Raw genomic sequence first — 19361 nt, 5'->3', positions numbered from 1 at the left:
CTATCGTTTCGTTATCGCTATTATACCAGAAAAAATGCGGTAAATCGCGGATGACGAACATTTGTTCGTGGCTGGCAAAATCCAGTCAAAAAGGGACCCGGCCATGGACGGTCAAATCCCTTAAAATGCTTATTTACCAATGGTTTCCGTCTGAATCTCGTGGGTGAAGGTCAACTGGTCGTCGGCCACATCGATGGTGATCAGGCTGTTCGTTGGGATCTCACCCGCAATCAGCTTCCGCGCCAAGGGCGTTTCCACGTGCGTGGTGATGAACCGTTGTAGTGGCCGCGCCCCATAGGCTGGCAGGTAACCCTTCTGGGCGATCCAGGTCTGAGCCGCCGGCGTGATGGTCAGGTCCAACTGCTGTTCGTGCAGCCGGGTGGCCAGATGGGCGATCAATTTGACCACGATCTGTTGGACGTCGGCCAGTGACAGTGGCGTGAACATGATGGTCTCGTCGATTCGGTTCAAGAATTCTGGCCGGAAGTGGGCTTGCAGCAACTGGGCCACCTGCTTCTGCGCATCCCCACTGATGTGTCCCTGATCATCGGTCCCCTGTAGCAACAGGTCCGACCCCAGGTTAGAGGTCATAATCAAAATGGTGTTCTTGAAGTCCACGGTCCGCCCCTGACTATCCGTCAAGCGCCCGTCATCTAAGACTTGCAGCAACAGGTTAAAGACGTCTGGATGGGCCTTTTCCACTTCATCAAACAACACGATGGTGTACGGGTTACGCCGCACGGCCTCGGTCAGTTGGCCACCTTCTTCGTAGCCGACGTACCCGGGGGCTGCCCCGACCAGCCGGGACACGGATGCCTTTTCCATGTACTCGGACATGTCGATCCGTACCATGTGGTCTTCGCTATCAAAGAGGTTCTCGGCTAAGGCCTTGGCCAGTTCCGTCTTCCCGACACCAGTTGGGCCTAAGAAGAGGAAGGAGCCCAGCGGCTTGGTTGGATCCTGTAGTCCGGCCCGGGAACGCAAGACGGCATCGGCGACGGCAGTAACGGCTTGGTCCTGACCCACGACCCGGTCGTGTAACCGGTCGGCCAGTTTCAACAGCTTCTCCCGCTCGCCCTGGACCAACTTGGTCACGGGGATGCCAGTCATTCGGCTCACGACCGCGGCAATCTCATTTTCCGTGACGGATTCGGAGACCAGCCAGTCTTGGTTCTGGTCCTGCTTTTCCAGGTCGGCCAATTCCTTTTCCAAACGCGGAATCGTCCCGTGTTGGAGTTCGGCGGCCTTGTTCAGGTCGTAGGCAGATTCGGCATTGGCTAAATCGCGTTTGGCCGTGTCGAGGGCGGTCTTCTTGTCCCCCACGCTTTGAATGGCCGTCTTTTCTTGATTCCAGCGGGCACTTAACTTGTCGACCTTTTCCTTGGTGTCAGCCAACTCTTTCGTCAGTTCTGTCAACCGCTGTTGTGAGGCCTCGTCGGTTTCCTGCTTCAACGCAGTCTGTTCGACCTGCATCCGCATCATTTGTCGGCGGGCCTGGTCCAATTCCGTTGGGGCCGAATTCATTTCCACCCGAATGGAAGCCGAGGCCTCGTCGACCAGGTCAATGGCCTTGTCGGGTAGGAACCGGTCGGTCAGGTAGCGGTCAGATAACTTGGCCGCCGCGATCAACGCGTTATCGTGAATCTTCACGCCATGGTGAATTTCAAAGCGTTCCCGAATCCCCCGGAGAATCGTGACGGTGTCCTCAACACTGGGTTCGTTGACCAGCACGCGTTGGAACCGCCGCGCTAACGCCTTGTCCTGTTCCAAATATTGGCGATATTCATCCAGCGTAGTCGCCCCAATCAAATGGAGCTCACCGCGGGCCAGCATCGGCTTCAACAAGTTACCGGCGTCCATGCTGCCCTCGGCCTTGCCGGCACCCACAATGTTGTGGATTTCATCGATGAACATGATGATCTGGCCTTCGCTCTTGGTGACTTCCTTCAAGACGGCCTTCAGGCGCTCCTCAAATTCGCCCCGGTATTTGGCACCGGCAATCAGGGCCCCCATGTCCAAGGAGAAGATCGTCTTGTCCTTTAAATTATCGGGGACATCCCCGCGCACGATGCGTTGGGCCAAGCCTTCCACGATGGCCGTCTTCCCGACCCCGGCTTCCCCAATTAAAACGGGATTGTTCTTGGTCTTGCGTGACAGGATCCGAATCACGGACAGGATTTCTTCATCCCGGCCAATGATCGGGTCGATCTTGCCGCTGCGCATGGCCTTGACCAGGTCGGTCCCATACTTCTCTAAGGCCTTGTACTGGTCTTCTTGGTTCTTTGACGTTACGCGTTCACCGCTACGCATCTTATCAACGGCGTTCTTGACCATTTGTTGCGTGATACCCTGACTCTTCAGGTAGTCGGTCAGGCTTTCCCCACCGAGTTGCATCAGAGCAATCACGACCACGTCCACGGCCATAAAGTCATCGTGGTAACCATCCTTCACGGCATCCGCACGTTGCAACAGGTCTGTCAGGTTGCGAGAAAATTCCTGGCCGTACTGCACGCCACTCCCGGAGACGGTACTGATACTGTCTAATTCACGGTCCAATTCTGCATCCATGGCCGTGATGTCGACACCGGCCGACGCTAAAATCTCACGACCGAGTTCACCGGGTTGCGTTAAAAATTTAAAGAGATGGGCCACGGTGACCTGTTGGTGTTTGCGGGTCATGGCGATCCGTTGGGCCTCCGTTAAGGCATCGGTTAAAGCTTGCGTCATTTTTTCTGGATTCATTGCATGTCCTCCTCATGGATTTACTCATTAATCAGATTTCACTGGTCTTCATTAACTTAAACTTTTTATTTTCCCCGCGCTAACTACTTTTCACGGGTCGAAAAAAGAGGCAACCCTTAGGTTAACCTCCATTTTTCACTCATATTCTAACTGATTTTAGCGTCAAATCAAAATAATTTGACCTATTTTGACCAATTAATTTATGCCTGTGCTTCGGCGAGTTGGGCAATCTTGATAATCACGTCGGTTGCCTTTTCCATGGTCTGTTCGGAAACGTATTCGAACCGGCCGTGCATGTTTTCCCCACCGGCAAACAGGTTAGGCGTTGGCAGTCCCATGAACGAGATCTTGGAGCCATCAGTCCCCCCACGAACAGGGAAGATCAGTGGCTTGATGTCCAATTCTTCTAAGGCTTGCTTAGCCAGGTCAACGACGGTCATGTCCTTCTCGATGACTTCGCGCATGTTGTAGTACTGGTCCTTGATGGTCACGGCTACGCGGTCGGAACCGTAAGCCTTGTTCAACTGGTCAGCGACCCCTTGGAACAACTTCTTGCGGTCTTCAAAGATCTGACGGTCGTGGTCTCGGATGATGTAGCTCAGGTGGGCGGAATCAACGGTCCCTTCCATGCTGTAGAGGTGGAAGAAGCCTTCACGCCCTTCCGTGTTTTCTGGCCGGTCGTGTTCTGGCAGCATCGCGTGGAAGTCCATGGCAACTTGTGAGGCGTTGACCATGACCCCTTTAGCTTCGGCCGGGTGCACGTTGGTCCCCGTGATTTCGACCTGGGCATCGGCGGCGTTAAAGGTTTCGTATTCCAATTGGCCTAATGGGCCCCCATCGACCGTGTAGGCGATGTCGGCACCGAAGTCCTTGACGTCAAAGTGGTCGGCCCCGGTCCCGATTTCTTCATCGGGTCCCAAGCCAATTTCAATTTCACCGTGCTTGATTTCTGGGTGAGCCAACAGGTATTCGGCGGAAGCCATGATTTCAGCCACCCCGGACTTGTCGTCGGCACCCAACAAGGTACTGCCGTCCGTGGTGATCAGCGTGTCACCCTGGTAGTTTTTCAAATTAGGGAAGACGGCTGGATCCAACGTGTACTTGCCCGCGTCGTCCAACTTGATGACGGAGTGGCCATCGTAGTTTTCAACGAACTGGGGGTTGATGTCAACACTGTTGAAGTCCGCTGTGTCAAAGTGGGAAATGAACCCAAGTTTTTTCACCTGCTTGTCCGTGTTCGCGGGTAAGGTGGCGTAAACGTAACTGGATTGCGCGTTGATGTGCACATTGCTTAAGCCAATGGCCTTCAAGTCCTCCACCAGGCCTTCAGCGAATTTCGTCAACCGTTCGTTGGACGGAACGGTCGTTGCGTTGGGCGTGGACCGGGTGTTAATCTTCACGTATTTCAGAAACCGGGGAATCAAATTTTCATACTTTGCCAAAATAAATCACTCCTCAATTAAGTTAACTTACCATTTCAGTGTACGCGTTTTCTTACCTAAAGAAAAGTAAACGGGTCAGTATTTAACATGGAGGCCTGGACCGTGATCGGCCAGTTATTCTCTGCCGCCCACTCCTGGAAAAGTTGGGTCAGATGGGGCTTGCAGATGCTTTCGATGTGGTGGCCGGGGTCGATGACGTTTAGCCCCACTGCCAGCATGTCATGGCCGGGATGATACGAAATGTCGCCGGTCACGTAGGCATCGGCGCCCTTGGCCAACGCCGCTTGATAGAACGGCCCACCAGAACCGCCCAAAACGGCGACCCGTTTGACCGGGGCATCCGGTGTGCGGCTGATGACCCGCAGGCCACCGACGTGAAAGACTTCTTTACAATACTGGGCGAACTCGACGACCGTCATGGCCTGAGCCAGGTCGCCGATACGCCCCATCATGATATCTGGCGTGGCAGTGCTGCCATTGCTGGGTACCAATCCGGTGGTATCCTGTAGCTTCAGGGCCGTCGCCAACCAGTCATTCATGCCACCGGGCGCGCTGTCCAAATTGGTATGGGCGCCGTACACCGTGATGTCGTGCTTCAATAGCGTGGCGTACATCTGGTTTTGGGGCACGCTCAGGTCCAGGTTCTTGGCCGGATGAAACATCATGGGGTGATGGGCAAAGATAAAGTCTGCACCCTGGCGAATCGCCTCATCGACGACCTCGGGCCGCACGTCCAACGTGACCAGCACCTTATGGACCGGCGCATCCAGGTTTCCCAGTTGTAGGCCGATTGGATCACCCGGCTCTGCCCATGTCTTGGGAGCAAATTGTTCAAATCGTTCGACTAACTCACGCACCAACACGTTGCAAGACCTCCTTGATTTCACTGATTTTAGCTTTCAGGGATGCCACCTTTTCTGCGGGCACCTCGTTGGCGGACTCGACCTGTTGCAAGACGGCTTCGGTCCGAGCAAGCTCGCGTTGCCATTTCGCCACGAAGACGGGACTGTGGTCGGCTAACAAATATGGCCCAAAGTGCAGGTCTTCTTCACCATACTGGGTTGGATTTTCCTGCCGGTCGGCAACTAGGATTTCGTAGTCGTGCCCGTCCTCACTGACCAGATTCTCGGTGACCAGTTGAAAGCCGTGGGTCATCAAAAATTGGCGGACGTTAGACTCGCCCACGTTGGGCTGTAAGATCAGGCGTTGCACCCCAGCCAAACGGTCGAAGTCCTGCGTCAAAATCTGGGTGATCAACGTGCCGCCCATCCCGGCAATCGCCACCGTATCAATGTGGTCGGTGGGTTCGATGGCCTGAAGTCCATTGGCCAAGCGCGCCGTGATTTGCTCGCTCAGGTTTTCCTTGTGAATTTCGTGTTCAGCGTTCTTAAAGGGGCCAGGCACAACTTCACCGGCAACTCCGCTGGTGATGACGCCCCGTTTGGCCAGGTTAACTGGTAAATAGGCGTGGTCGGTGCCGATATCGGCGAGGCGCGCGCCCTGTGGGACATAGCTGGCAACTGTGGCCAGGCGTTGTGAGAGATGGTCTGCATCCATGGGGTAATCTTCCTTTCTGTGACGGGGCCGCCGTGATTGGTAACCCCGTAAATTCATACTTAAGTATAAGCTACCAACCGGCAATTGAATAGCCAGAATTGCTGGTTAAAACTAATGTGACTTACCGTTCCCGGCGGTGGGCTCAAGTCGGCCTGCTATGGGATCGGTTCCAGCCTGAGAAGCGGGCTTTCACCTCGACTTTGAGCCAAAGGACGGTCTCAAAGGTCGTCCCGTGTTCTAGGCTGGGAAAGGACCCCAGCCAACAACACCGACACAGCTGGCCAACTTGGCCCACCTCTAGTCACTCACATAGTATTTTAACTAGCAATTAGCTTAGTGACTGGCGCTTCCCAATAGCTATGCACCCCTGCATCCCGTCAAGATGTACATGGTATCCATGTTCTGTTACTTCCTCTATTTTTATAGTTTGCGTTTCTAGCCAATAGCAAACAACTCAAGCCCAAAATATTGCCTGTACTCCTGACAATTCAATATCTCAGTTATTCAGGTAACCATACATAAACTTGATTGAATCATTTACCATCTCAGTAAGAAAAACATTCCTTAATTCTCATTTTAGCTGACCCATGTATCCCGAATCACCCCTGCCAGCGATAACCACTGTGAATCGCCCGGCCCAGGTTATAGAGACCGACAATCAGGAAGACGTAAAACACCCCCACGCGCATTAAAGCAAACGGTGTCTCAAAGACAATGGCTTTCCAGAACAGCTCACTCGGCATTTGCCACAGTCCCGGTGTGAGATACCAGCTTTTGATATCGAAGAAATTAAGATTATCCGTGGTCTGCCAATAGAAGAAAACGTAACTCAACAGAAAAACAGCATAATACAAACTGAAGCGGGCGAACCGTCGGCGACTCCTACCCCTGGACCGCTCGTCCGAAAAGATATCACGGTCTGACGCCACCGTCCGCTGTTGGAAATATTGGATACCACCATGCCGACTCCCAGCAATGAGTCGCCAACCGCTATCGCTAAAGAGTTGACGATAGTCCTGGTAATGACGCCGGTTCATCCCCCTATCCCGAAAATCTAATCGCGTATAGGGGCTGAACTGATCAGTGTTAGCCAGTTTCTGAAACGCATAACAGTGCAGGTAGGGATTCACCCAATCCAAGCGGTAGCCGCGTTCCTGAATGGCGTTGATCCAGTCTTCCTCGTCGTTAAGATCTAAAAATACGTGAAATTTTTTCATGTCCCGTTCCTCCCTAATACCCAAACTTCTCGGCAAGCTTCCCCAAGCCCCGTAATCGTTGTGTTTCCAACTGTAAGATTGCTTGTCCAGCCGCAGTGATGCGATACACGCGACGGCGTTTGTCATTACTCGGGACCTCTTTGATCCACTTCAATTTCAACAGATTCTCCGTTGCCCCGTACATCGTTCCCGCCGCAATCTTGACAGTTCCCTGACTAAGCCGTTCAATCTCCTGAATGGCCCCATAGCCGTGAAGTGGCTGGGTGAGCGCCAACAGGATGTAATACGTCGTCTCAGTCAGCGGCAAATTTTTATCTCGTGCCATTTTCCTTCTCCTGACCTGATCTGCAATATGTAAAGTCGAACTTTATACAGCTCAACTATATACAGCCTAACTGTACATTGTGTCTTTGTCAAGCGAGTCTCACCTACCATAAACCTTGAAGTCCCTTCACTAATGACGCTTAACTCTCTAAGATTAGGTTTTCTCTGGCAATATTATATTAAAGGCCCGCAAAAAGGCGTCCGCCATCCCCATTTCAGGGACAACGAACGCCTTCAGATTTATCTGGTTAAAGTTTAAATTTACTTCTGATTCCGACGCGTTGGTTGCGCGTTGTCTTCGTCATTTACCGGTGCCTCACTCATTTTGGAGTAGGGGTACGGGTAGGTGATCTTCATCACGGCTGGCATCACGATTGGTAACAGGATGACCAGCAGGATGATCCCGATGATCACGGCCAAGGCGATTTGAATCAGCGTCATGACCCCGGAAGGAATCAAGGCGGCAAACGTCCCACTCAGGATGACCCCGGCGGAAATGACGACCGTCCCGATCACCGTAGCGGCACGCAACATCTTGTCGCTGGTTGCGCCCGGTTCGTGCAGATACTCCCGGTACTTGCGCATCAGGAAGATCGAGTAGTCGACCCCTAAGGAAATCAGCATGACAAACGTGAAGAATGGTGTGTTCCACGTCAACATGTCGGTCCCCAGCACGGGATCTACTAACCAGTGAACAATGGTTAAGGACCCAGAGTAGGCGAGCAGTAAGATCCCTTCGATCACGATCGGTTGAACCAGTGAACGGGTAACCACCATCAGTGCGACAAAGATACCGGCTAACATGATGATGACCGTCCGCGTAAAGTCACTGGAAGCCATTTCGTTGATATCGTTGGTCTGGGAGGTGTTCCCGCCAAAGGCAACCTTGGCGCCACTCAGGCTCGTCCCCTTCAGTGAACCGGTCACGACCTTTTCCAATTGTGGTAAGCGGGCCATGGCAGCGGCGGAACTTGGGTCGTCATCCAACACGACCGTTAACTTGGTGATCTTCTTGTTCGGCGCCATGTAGGTGTCCAGCGACTCCTTAAACGTGCTCCCGTGCAACTGCTTGTTGGGGATGTAGAACGTTTCGGCCGCGGCGGACTTTTGCAGGCCCTTCAGGTAAACGTTGGCCGTGCCAACCCCGCTTGAGACTTGCGTCAATCCGGTGCTGGCGGAGGTCAGACCCTTGCGTAAGGCGGTCAGTTGCTTACTCATCGCGGCTAACTTTTCCGCCATGGTCTGGTTGCCGGCAGCCACTTGACTGGCCCCGGAAACCAAGCTTGGCATCTTACCGTTGATAGTAAACATCGCGCTAGACAATTGACTCGTGGCACTGGCTAATTGCGTGCTCTGGGCACTGGCCGATTGTAAGGCGGTCGCGGCACCCGGTAAAACCACGTTAGACTTTTGCGCCAAGGTTGCCACGGCACTTTGCAGCGTGGCCGTGGACCCCTGCAACGATTGTAATTGACCGGCGACACTCTGGTCGGCCGAGCCAATGGCTGAGGCGTCACTGCCGATTTGGGTCAGTGAGCTACTCAGGGCAGACTTCAATTGCGTTTGTGCAGCGGTTTGCTTTTGCAAGACGCCGGCTAAGACCTGCTTCTGAGCGGCAGATAACGGCACGCCCTGCGCACTGAAGGCTGCGGCGACGGAACTGGCGCTGACACTTGGCAAATTGCCAACGGAACTCTTGATGTTCTGGAGTTGCGTGGCAATGTCTTGCGTCTTCGTGCCGATGGTGGACAGGGAACCTGTCACGCCACTGGTACTGGTGGAACTAGCTGACACTTGGGTGTTCAGTTGTTGAATGGCCGCGTTCAACTGTGGCAAGGCGGCTTCCAATTGGGCTAACTGCGCAGCTTGTTGGCCACCGGATGCGGAGGAGACCTGACTGTTCAGTGAGTTGACCCCGGTCGAGACCTGCGAAATCGCTGACTGCAGTTGGGAGGTCCCGGTGCTAACTTCTTGGGCCCCGGACGCCAGCTTGTTAGCATCCTTCACGGCTCCGGAAACATTTTGCTTGCTGAGTTGGCTGTTGGCCGACTTCAAGCCCTTGTTAACCTTGTTGACACCCTTTTGAGCCTTGACCAAACCGCTCGTGACCGAACTCATTTGATTCCGGACATACAGGGCTTTGATGGCCTTCCCACCGGGTTGGGTGACGGAAGCCACGGTCTTGACGCCGGTCGAGGCCTGGAGTTGTTTCGTCAGGCGGTCAACCAGTAACAGGGATTTTTCATTGTCTAACTTATGATCACTTTGAATGTAAATCGTAGTGGGTTCGGCCGTCCCCTTGGAGAAGTGATTCTGAACAACCTTGAACCCTTGCTTGGCGGGAACGTTATCCCCGATTTCAACCAGGTTATCGTAGTCCAACGTCCCGTGAGACGAAAGGGCTAGTGGAATGAAGACGATTCCGGTCACAATCAAGGTAATGACCGGTCGAATCATGGCATGCTTGGCCATCCCGTGCCAGAGGCGGCTATCGCCCTCACCCTGGAACTTCTTGATGGGCCAGAATAGGTGCTTGCCACAGATAGCCATGAAGAATGGGTTCAGTGTCAGGAGCACGGCCAGTAAGACCACGACCCCGACGGCAATTCCGACGGCGGACTTGTACAGTGAGAAGTTGGCAAAGCCCAGCACACTCATCCCGATTAAGACGGACAAACCGGAATAGAGTACCGTACGACCACCAATCTTAATGGCTTCCTTGGTCGCGGTGAATTTATCCTTCCCACTCGCGAGTCGCTCTCGAAACTCGTTATATAGCAGGATGTTGTAGTCGGTCCCAATCCCAAATAACACGATAACGATGAAGACTTCCGTGAAGTTGGAGAACGGGAAGTTAAAGCGGTCAACCAGGTTGGCAACCACGGAGATCGACGTGATTACGGAAACGCCGACCGTTAAGAGAGAAAATAGCGGCGTCACGGGTGACCGGAAGACTAACCAGAGCACCAGGAAGATAAAGATGGCGGCAATGATTTCAGTCTTCTGGACCCCGGCCTGCGTGGCATCGGAGAAGTCTTGGTTCAAGACATCCGCCCCGGTCACGTAGGTCTTTACCCCACTGGTCTTGGCCAGCTTGGTGATCTGCGAGCGAATTGCGGAAACGGAGTGACGCGAGCTCTTGTGCACGTTCAGCTGTAAGAGTTGGGTACTCTTATCCTTGGAAATCAGTTGAGACGCCGCCGTTGAGCTATCACTAGCCGCGGTCATCGAGCGAATTTGATACTGATCTTCGTGGTTCTTGATTCGTTGAATGGTCTGATCGATCTGGGTGTTCTGCGAACTGGTTAGGGCAGAATCACCATTGCTAAAGACCACCACGACGGCAGTGGTGCCACGTTGCGAGCGCCCCCACTGCTTTTGCATGTTGGTGGCACGCGTACTTTGGTAGCTGCTGGGCACGGTAATTTGCCCCTTGTCAGCCACCAATTTGCTCATGTTTGGAATCGTGACGACGGCTAAGATCACGATGACCAGCCAGCCGATAACGTTCCAGATGTAGTGCTTATTCATCCAGCGCACGGGAAAACCTCCTAAAAAATTAAAAATAATTATTAAATAGTTGATGATAAATTTCGTTTCCGCCGGCAAATGCAATCTGGCCTGCTGTGGGGACCGGTGCCAGCCTGAGAAGCGGTCTGGCACCTCGCCTTGAAATCTCGCTGAAGTTCGCGAGTTTCCAAGGTCGCCCCATGCTCTAGACTGAGAAGACCCCCTCAGTCAAGTCCATCGACACAGCTGACCAGATTGATTTGCCTCTGGTCACTAATACTGTTTACTAATTTTTTGTCGGTCGAACCGACCTTTCACAACTATGACTGGTGGGAACCTATTCACACAACAATTAATCGAATGATTTATATGATTCAATCGACACTCATTGTGCCTGTTCACTTAACGCTGATGTTTCATTCACCCACTAATCGGTCGGGCGCTGGTTAACGATCCAGGTCGTCCAGTCCAATTCCAGTGGTTGATTCTCTGAAGTTGGTAGGACATCCCCGATACTTAACGTGGCCAGTTGCTGGCGGAAACGCTGCTCGGCATTGCCAAAGACGGCCAAGACGTTGGCCACCGGCTGGGAATCCTTGAGGTCCTTTAACCCATAGGTCTGCATGAAGGCGGCCTTTTGATCGAAGTCAAAGACCTTCTTGACCAGGCCACTGTTCTTCACGAAGGATGACGCCCCCTCAATCGCATTGAAGACGTCTAACAACGTAATCGCCTGCGGGTCGCGGGTCAACACAATGCCGCCATCACGGCCGGCCGTCGTCTTCACGATGTCGGCGCTAGCTAGCTTTTGCACGATTTTCTTCAAATAACTGGTGGAAATCCCCAGTCGTTCCGCTACCAATCGACTATGTAGGGGAATCTCGCGGTCCTGAACGCCCAATAACGCGACAATACAGAGGGCCTGCTCCAAACTCGGTTTGGCTTTCACAACGCACCTCCTTTCTAGAAAAAAGTTTGTGAAAACAGAAATTCTAAACGAGATACATTATATCCCCTTTAAGCGAATTTTCAAGACTTTTGACCCAATAAATGACATTTATGCAGATTATTCCTTTATGTAAACGATTTCACAACGGCTAGGGTTGCTAAACGTTGGACTACCGGCTTTTCTACCTGTCCATCTCGTCCTTTGCCGCTCTAATTCAAGACGAAAAGTTCGTGATTTTTTAAGAAAACTGGTTCGTCTCAACGGCAACCACTAATCCCCGTGAAGCAATCCCCAATACCCCCGATTATGCCAGAAGTTAATGAGCAAAGTCGGTCAGCATTGTCCTGCAGACACGAAAAAAATCCCCACAACAACCGTCTCGTTGTCGTGAGGATTTGTGTATTTCTATTCCAAAAAGTCTTTTAATTGCTTGCTCCGTGATGGGTGGCGTAACTTGCGCAGCGCCTTGGCTTCGATTTGACGAATCCGTTCACGGGTAACCCCGAAGACCTTGCCGACTTCTTCCAAAGTCCGCGTCCGGCCATCGTCCAAGCCAAACCGTAACCGCAAGACGTTCTCTTCCCGGTCAGTCAGAGTGTCCAAGACACTTTCCAACTGTTCCTTTAAGAGTTCGTAGGCGGCGTGGTCGGCAGGACTCGTGGCATCTTGATCTTCAATGAAGTCCCCCAGGTGAGAGTCGTCCTCTTCACCAATTGGGGTTTCCAAGGAAACGGGTTCTTGCGCGATCTTCAAGATCTCACGAACCTTTTCCGTTGGCATATCCATTTCGGCCCCAATTTCTTCAGGCGTTGGTTCCCGCCCTAAGTCTTGGAGTAATTGCCGTTGAATCCGGATTAACTTGTTAATGGTTTCGACCATGTGAACGGGGATCCGAATGGTCCGCGCTTGGTCAGCGATTGCCCGTGTAATGGCTTGCCGAATCCACCAAGTGGCGTAGGTTGAGAACTTGAACCCTTTCCGGTAGTCGAATTTCTCGACGGCCTTCATCAGACCCATGTTCCCTTCTTGGATCAAGTCCAGGAATTGCATCCCCCGACCCACGTACCGCTTCGCAATAGAAACAACCAGCCGTAAGTTGGCTTCGGCTAATTCTTGCTTGGCTTCTTCTTCACCGTTTTCAATCCGTAAGGCTAAGGCGACTTCTTCGTCCGCCGTTAACAGGTTGACCCGGCCGATTTCTTTCAAATACATCCGGACAGGGTCATTGATTTTGACCCCACTGGTCGTGGAGGCTTCCTTTAATTCTTTCTTGGAAACGGCCTTTTGGGCTTTAACGGCCCGTGCATCTGGCTCACCCTTAGCATCAACCACGCTGATTCCGGAATCGGAAATGGTTTCAAGTAACTTGTCCATCTGCTTAGCATCCAGCGTGTACGGTGTTGCCACCTTATCCGTCAGGTCATCGTACGTGATGTGCCCGATTTTCTTATTGTCCTTGATTAAGGCGCGCACCGTCTTGTTGTATGCTTTTTGGTCAAACATTGGTTGATCCGTGGTCTTTTTTGCCATTAAAATACCCCCTAGACTAAAGTTGCTTGTTCGCCTGGCGCTGTTGCTCCAGTTGAACAATCTCAATGACTAATTGCCGTTGTTGTTCGGCATCTCCGAGTCGCGAGGCCTGCGCCAGTTGATTTTTCTTCTGGCGGAGTTGTTCCTCGACCGGAGCCTCATCCATAATGATTGCTAAATAGTCATCAATCTCACGCGGGGTGACCGCCGCGTAAGTTGCCGTTTCTAAATCGATGACGATCTGCTGCAGCCGGTCTTCCTTTAAGAAGTCCGTGAACTGCGCAGTACGGTAGGTTTGATGCGTTTGGAAATAACCTTGGGCCAAGGTATAGATCACTTGATAATCATCGTGCACAAAGCTGAACCCGTCAATGTTGCTGACCTTTGCCCAGACGTTGCGGTCGTGGAGCAAGCGGACCAGTAACAGGCGTTCGGCCCGTTCGAGCCGCGTCAGTGGCCGTTGCTGTTGATGCACGGTCACAGGCGACTCGGGTGGCGCCGCTTGTGCTTGGGCCGCCTGCCGAGGACGCTCGCGCTCTTGCTTGGCCGCGGAATCCCGCTGCGTTTGCTTGAGTTGCGCCTGTAAGGCAGCCTTGTCGATGTGAAACTCGTTGGCGACTTGGTTTAAATACATATCCAACTCAACGGGTTCTTGAACCTGGACCAACAGCGGCATGATTTGATTCACATAGTCCAATTGCTCGCTGTCGGTATCCAGTGCCCGATTACGCCGTAAGAACCGCAGATTGAACTGCAGGGGCGGCTCCTTAGCCGTCGTCAGCATTTGCCGAAAGGCCTCGTCACCGTGCGCCCGGCGATACTCGTCGGGGTCTTGCCCCTCTGGTAACTGAATGACGCTTAGATTCAGGTGACTGTGCTGTCCCAACAGCGTCAACGCCCGGGAGATGGCCCGTTGACCGGGTTCATCTCCATCGTAACACACGTTGAGCTTATCCGTGGTTCGTTCGATCGCGTAGATTTGCTCGGTGGTCAGGCTGGTCCCCATGGAGGCGATGCCGTTGTTCACTCCCGCTTGAGTGGCGGAAATGACATCCATGTAGCCTTCAAACAGGGTGACTTCCCCCGCTTGCCGAATGGCTGGACGCGCCAAATCAAAGTTGAATAGCAGTCGACTCTTGTTAAACAGCGGCGTTTCCGGGCTGTTTAAGTATTTCGGCTGGTCATCGGCCTTTTTGATCAGACGCCCCGAGAAGGCCACCACGTGCCCACTGGCATTCCGCAGGGGAAACATCGCCCGCTCCGTAAAGCGGTCCCGTAACTCCCCTTCGGCATTTTCAATGAAGAGACCCGATTGACGCAGCAGTTGATAGTCGCTCTCGTGCTGGTCAAAGAAGGGTTTTAAGAGGCGTTGGCTGGGGGCAAACCCCAGTTGATAGGCCTCGATGGTCTCGTCCGTCAAGCCCCGATCATGCAGGTAATTCAGCGCTGGTTCACCCGCCTCGGTGTTTACCAAGATGTGATGATAAAGTTTGGCCGCTTGTTCCTGTAGATCGATGAGTTGACTGGTCTTGGAGTCCATCTTGGGCCCCGCCGCGTCCTGGCGGTACTCGCTGTCGAGGTCGACGTGACTAAAGTCAGCGACCTTGACGACGGCCTCGGGAAAGCTGACATGTTCTAGTTCCATCAGAAACTTGAATACGTTGCCCCCGCGGCCACAACTAAAACAGTGAAAGATCTGTTTGTCTTCCGACACGGAAAACGAGGGCGTCCGTTCCTCATGAAAGGGACAGAGACCAAACAGATTCTTCCCTGACTTCTTGAGCTGGACGTACTGGCCGACCACATCAGCAATATTGGTCGCCGTTCGCACCGTTTCAATCACGTCTTCGGGTATCTTCGCCACACCATCACTCCCTTACCGTGAATCCCGTTGCGCCCGTAGCCTTGAAAAGTCGCACCCCGGCAATCCGACAAGTGCGACTCTTTAATTGGTCCTACGTGCGTAAAAATACACTATACATACTACTCCTATTACAGCTGGTGTCAACACTTGTGACTCACGTTTGACCGGAAAATCCTGGCCGCTTGTGAAAAGTCCGCCGGTGATTGAATCCCCTATTTACCACGCTGGGTCAACCAGTTGGCATAGGTCCAGGTGCCGATAACCAGACCAATCACGCCCAGAAGTAAAGCCGCGGTGCCAACGTCCGCACCGAATAGGCCAGCAGCTAGGAAAAAGATCACCCCACACACGAAGCCCAGACGCGCGCCCAACAAATTGGTCTTGCGCCAGACGACCGGTGAGGCATACGTTTGGGGAAACCGAATCCCCACGTAATGGTTCCGTGGCACATAGGCCAAAGCCAGCGCGCCGACGGAAAATAAAAAGCCCAGCAGTGCCAGACTCTCGGCCGGATTCTGGGGACTAAATGCCCGGGGCGTTAGGAGATACAGCAGGCCGTACGCGCTGAAGGCCACGTTCAGGTCCAAGCGAATGTGATCGACGGTTCTGGCATTGCTGGTCTGCTTCACGACCAGGGGGCCGTAGTCCATTAACACGGCAATGATACTAATGATAAACAACGTCCGCAACGAGAGCGCTACCCAGTGGATCTTGGCCAATTGTAACACCCACAAGATGGCTAAAGCCCCTAAGTTGGCCCACACAAACTGGGTCAACTCCCCGTGCGTAAATCTTGGTAATAGCATGTTCCCATCCCATTTCCGTGCTCGCTGAAAATTGCAGGAGCACTAGTTTAGAACTGACAACGCCTTGATGCAAGTAAACTGACTTCCTACGTGTCGCTCATGACTCCTGGAAATAGCAAATCCACGTCTATCCCCAATAACCAGCGGCCAGCCCTCCGGTAGCGACGGTTAAATCCTGGTAGAAACACCGGCCTCACCTCCCAGTCATTAAATTGCTTACAGTGTAGGGCCACTGCGTCGACATGGCCGGCCAAATTCACCAGTAACGACTGGAACCGAACAAACGGTGGCAAGCCCAGTTAAGGGTAAACAAAAAACGTCCGCCATATCCCATTCTTGGGGATGACGAACGTTTCGCAAACGCTGTAATTTATTTAACGACCAATTGGTCCAAGTCACCCAAGGTCAACGCTAAGGTTGCCAAGTGGCTCAGTTCAGTCAACCGATTGTTCCGAACGGCATCGTTCTTGTCCATGACCATCGTGGCTTCAAAGTAAGCGGCAATGGTTGGTTGGATGTCGGCCAGGCTAGCGTACAGAGCATCTAAGCCCTTGCCAGCGGCGGCAGCAACTTCGGCAACACCCTTGTCCAGCGCACCTTCGCTGTCATTTTCAAACAGCTTGGCGTCGACCGTGGCGTCAGCCAATTCGGCTGGGGCCTTTTGGGCCAAACGAATCACCCGCGTCAGGGATTCGATGACGGCCTTGAAGTTGTCATCAGCGGCATGGCTGGCCAAAATGTCAGCGGCCGTGAAGATCTGCAAGACGTCACTGCTGGAGCCGGCAGTCACGGCATCGATGATGTCATGACGCTGCTTAGCAGAACGCAAGATCTTGCGGATCCGGTCCTTGATGAAGGTCACCATGGCGTCGATTTGACTAGCTTGGTCCAGCTTAGGCGCCACGTTAGCCGTGTCTTCGGCGGTGATAAAGTCACTGGCTAATTCAGCGACTGGCAAGGACCACTTCTGGTCACGCGCAATCCGGACGATCCCGGTTGCCTGACGCCGCAAAGCGTAAGGGTCATTGGAACCGCTAGGAATCATGCCAGCAGCGAAGAAGGTCAAGATGCTATCGAACTTGTCGGCCAAGGCCAAGACCGCACCCGGCACGGATTCTGGTAAGGCGCCATCGGCTGAGATAGGTTCGTAGTGTTCGCGAACGGCTTGGGCAACGGCTGGGTCTTCACCTTGCAGCAAGGCGTACTTCTCACCCATGACCCCTTGGAGCTCGGCAAATTCACCGACCATCCCGGTCACCAGGTCAAACTTGTAGATTTCGCTGGCACGTAAGGCGGCCTTGGTTTGGGCATCGTTTAAGTCGAAATGCTTAGCCAAGACGCTCACGATAGCCGTCACGCGAGCCATCTTTTCGGCCATCGTACTGATCTTATCGTGGAAGCTAACGGACTTGAGCCGTTCCACGTAATCGGCAATGGTCTTCTTTTGGTCTTCCGTGTAGAAGAACATGGCGTCTTCCAAACGGGCCGTCAGAACCTTTTCGTTCCCGGCAACCACGTTTTGGAGGTCATGGTCGTTTCCGTTACGAACGGAGATGAAGTTAGGCAAGAGCTTGCCGCTAGCATCGCGCGCGTAGAAGAAGCGTTGGTGGTCACGCATGGAGGTGATCAGGACTTCTTCGGGGATGGTCAGATATTTCTCATCGAAGCTACCTTCAAAGGCAGTTGGCCATTCGACCAGGTTGTTGACTTCTTCCAACAGGCCGGCGTCAATGTTGACCGTCCAGCTGTGGTCGGCCGCAATCTTCTCAATCTGTTGCTTGATCAAGGCCTTGCGCTTGTCGGCATCGGCAATGACGAATTGCGCAGTTAAGTCGGCTTCGTAGTCGGCAGCCGTGGCAACGTCCACGTCGGTCCCTAAGAAACGGTGACCACGGGTGTTGCGGCCAGTCGTAACGTCCAGGATGCTGAACGGAATCACGTCGGCATCCAACAGCGCCACAATCCAACGAATTGGCCGGACGTATTCAAAGTGATGGGTGCTCCACTTCATCATGGTTGGGAAGGTCATGGCCGTGATGACGTCCTTCAAGCCAGCCAGGACGGCGGCAACGGGTTCACCGGCAATAAACTTGTCGACGTAGACGTATTCGGTCCCCTTGATTTCCTTAAAGGTGATGTCGTCTGGGGTCAGCCCTTGGCCACGGGTAAACCCGATAGCGGCCTTCGTCCAGTTACCATCGGCATCCTGGGCGATCTTCTTAGCGGGACCCTTGACGGATTCGCTAATGTCTTCTTGCTTGTCGGCTAAGCCACTGATTTCAATGGCTAAACGTCGGGGCGTGGAGAATGGCTTGATGTCCGTGTAGTCCACCCGTTGTTCCTTTAAATAGTCAGCCGTGCGCTTGACCAGTTGTTTGATAGCTGGCGTCACCACGTGGGCTGGCATTTCTTCTAGTCCAATTTCAAGTAAAAATGTGTGTGCCATTATTTTTTGGCCTCCTCATCGTCTGCTAATAGTTTTGCACGTAAGGCTTCATCCTTGACCAATGGGAACCCACGCTTCTTCCGTTCAGCAACGAAGGCGCGTGCCACGGCCCGGGCCATATTCCGGATGCGAGACAGGTAGCCGGCCCGTTCGGTAACGGAAACGGCGCCCCGGGCATCGAGCAGGTTAAAGGTATGGCTACACTTCAGGATGTAATCGTAGGCTGGGTGAACCAGGCCATTGGCGATTTGCTTCTTGGCTTCGTCTTCGTATTCGTCGAAGTGACGGAGCAACATGTCTTGGTTGCTTTCTTCAAAACTGTACTTGGAGTGTTCGTATTCGGGTTCCTTGAAGATGTCCCCATACTTCACGCCATCGGCCCATTCCAGGTCGAAGACGGAGTTGACGTCTTGGACGTAAGAAGCTAACCGTTCCAACCCATAGGTCACTTCGGAAGTGACGGGATCAACTTCCATCCCCCCCACAACTTGGAAGTAGGTGAACTGGGTGATTTCCATCCCGTCCAGCCAAACTTCCCAACCAACACCGGCACAACCCATGGATGGGTTTTCCCAGTTATCTTCAACGAACCGGATATCATGTTCGAGCGGGTTGATGCCGAGTTCCTTCAAACTGTTCAGGTAAAGTTCCTGAATATTATCGGGTGAAGGCTTCATGATCACTTGGAACTGGTGATGTTGGTATAACCGGTTAGGGTTTTCCCCGTAACGACCATCGGCTGGTCGGCGAGAAGGTTCAACGTAAGCGGCGTTCCAAGGTTCTGGTCCGATCGCCCGTAAGAAGGTGTAAGGACTCATGGTCCCGGCCCCTTTTTCAGTATCGTAAGCTTGCATCAGCATGCAGCCCTGTGCGGACCAGTACTGTTGTAACTTTAAAATGATTGCTTGCATGGACAGTTTTTCTGTCATGGGTGCTGTTTCCTCCTTAAATTTCAAACAAATAAGCGCAAAAAA

General features: G+C 53.0%; 13 protein-coding genes. All 13 read right to left on the bottom strand.

From position 1 onward, the window contains the following. Positions 1-129: 129 nt before the first annotated feature. The 13 genes from clpB to glyQ all read right to left on the bottom strand — a co-directional run bounded on the left by clpB (position 130) and on the right by glyQ (position 19316). Positions 130-2742 (bottom strand): ATP-dependent chaperone ClpB, encoded by a 2613-nt coding sequence (gene clpB, locus JUF13_RS04915; protein ID WP_203638116.1) that lies wholly within the window; start codon positions 2740-2742, stop codon positions 130-132. A 200-nt stretch (positions 2743-2942) separates the two neighbouring features. Further along, entirely contained in the window at positions 2943-4184 is a 1242-nt protein-coding gene (gene pepT / locus JUF13_RS04910; protein ID WP_203638114.1) for a peptidase T, read from the bottom strand. 56 nt (positions 4185-4240) lie between these two features. Continuing rightward, positions 4241-5047 carry a Nif3-like dinuclear metal center hexameric protein gene (locus tag JUF13_RS04905; RefSeq protein WP_203638112.1) on the bottom strand — a complete coding sequence of 269 codons (807 nt, stop codon included), beginning with the start codon at positions 5045-5047 and terminating at the stop codon, positions 4241-4243. After that, entirely contained in the window at positions 5034-5741 is a 708-nt protein-coding gene (locus JUF13_RS04900; protein ID WP_203638110.1) for a tRNA (adenine(22)-N(1))-methyltransferase, read from the bottom strand. Before JUF13_RS04900 ends, JUF13_RS04905 begins: the two co-directional genes overlap by 14 nt. Before the next feature lie 599 nt (positions 5742-6340). Further along, positions 6341-6958 carry a DUF2812 domain-containing protein gene (locus JUF13_RS04895; RefSeq protein WP_203638108.1) on the bottom strand — a complete coding sequence of 206 codons (618 nt, stop codon included), beginning with the start codon at positions 6956-6958 and terminating at the stop codon, positions 6341-6343. Positions 6959-6971: 13 nt separating this feature from the next. Continuing rightward, positions 6972-7283 carry a PadR family transcriptional regulator gene (locus JUF13_RS04890; RefSeq protein WP_203638106.1) on the bottom strand — a complete coding sequence of 104 codons (312 nt, stop codon included), beginning with the start codon at positions 7281-7283 and terminating at the stop codon, positions 6972-6974. Positions 7284-7543: 260 nt separating this feature from the next. Next, positions 7544-10813: an MMPL family transporter gene (locus JUF13_RS04885; protein WP_236002675.1), complete on the bottom strand. Its 3270-nt coding sequence runs from the start codon at positions 10811-10813 to the stop codon at positions 7544-7546. 406 nt (positions 10814-11219) lie between these two features. Continuing rightward, on the bottom strand, positions 11220-11741 hold the full coding sequence (locus JUF13_RS04880; protein ID WP_203638102.1) for an RrF2 family transcriptional regulator: 522 nt from the start codon (positions 11739-11741) through the stop codon (positions 11220-11222). A gap of 405 nt (positions 11742-12146) precedes the next feature. Beyond that, a complete protein-coding gene (gene rpoD, locus JUF13_RS04875; protein ID WP_373300787.1) occupies positions 12147-13277 on the bottom strand; it encodes an RNA polymerase sigma factor RpoD in 1131 nt (376 codons plus the stop codon). Between the two features lie 10 nt (positions 13278-13287). Next, a complete protein-coding gene (gene dnaG, locus JUF13_RS04870; RefSeq protein WP_203638098.1) occupies positions 13288-15135 on the bottom strand; it encodes a DNA primase in 1848 nt (615 codons plus the stop codon). Between the two features lie 212 nt (positions 15136-15347). After that, positions 15348-15941: an SdpI family protein gene (locus JUF13_RS04865; RefSeq protein ID WP_203638096.1), complete on the bottom strand. Its 594-nt coding sequence runs from the start codon at positions 15939-15941 to the stop codon at positions 15348-15350. 370 nt (positions 15942-16311) lie between these two features. Further along, a complete protein-coding gene (gene glyS, locus JUF13_RS04860; protein ID WP_203638094.1) occupies positions 16312-18387 on the bottom strand; it encodes a glycine--tRNA ligase subunit beta in 2076 nt (691 codons plus the stop codon). After that, complete coding sequence (gene glyQ / locus JUF13_RS04855; protein ID WP_125762738.1) at positions 18387-19316, bottom strand: glycine--tRNA ligase subunit alpha; 930 nt, start codon at positions 19314-19316, stop codon at positions 18387-18389. The genes glyS and glyQ overlap by 1 nt, the downstream gene beginning before the upstream one ends. Between the last annotated feature and the right edge of the window lie 45 nt (positions 19317-19361).

Origin of the sequence: Levilactobacillus wangkuiensis, from assembly GCF_016861605.1 — a bacterium.
In the GTDB taxonomy this organism is placed as follows: domain Bacteria; phylum Bacillota; class Bacilli; order Lactobacillales; family Lactobacillaceae; genus Levilactobacillus; species Levilactobacillus wangkuiensis.
This window is presented reverse-complemented; position numbering and strand designations above follow the sequence as displayed.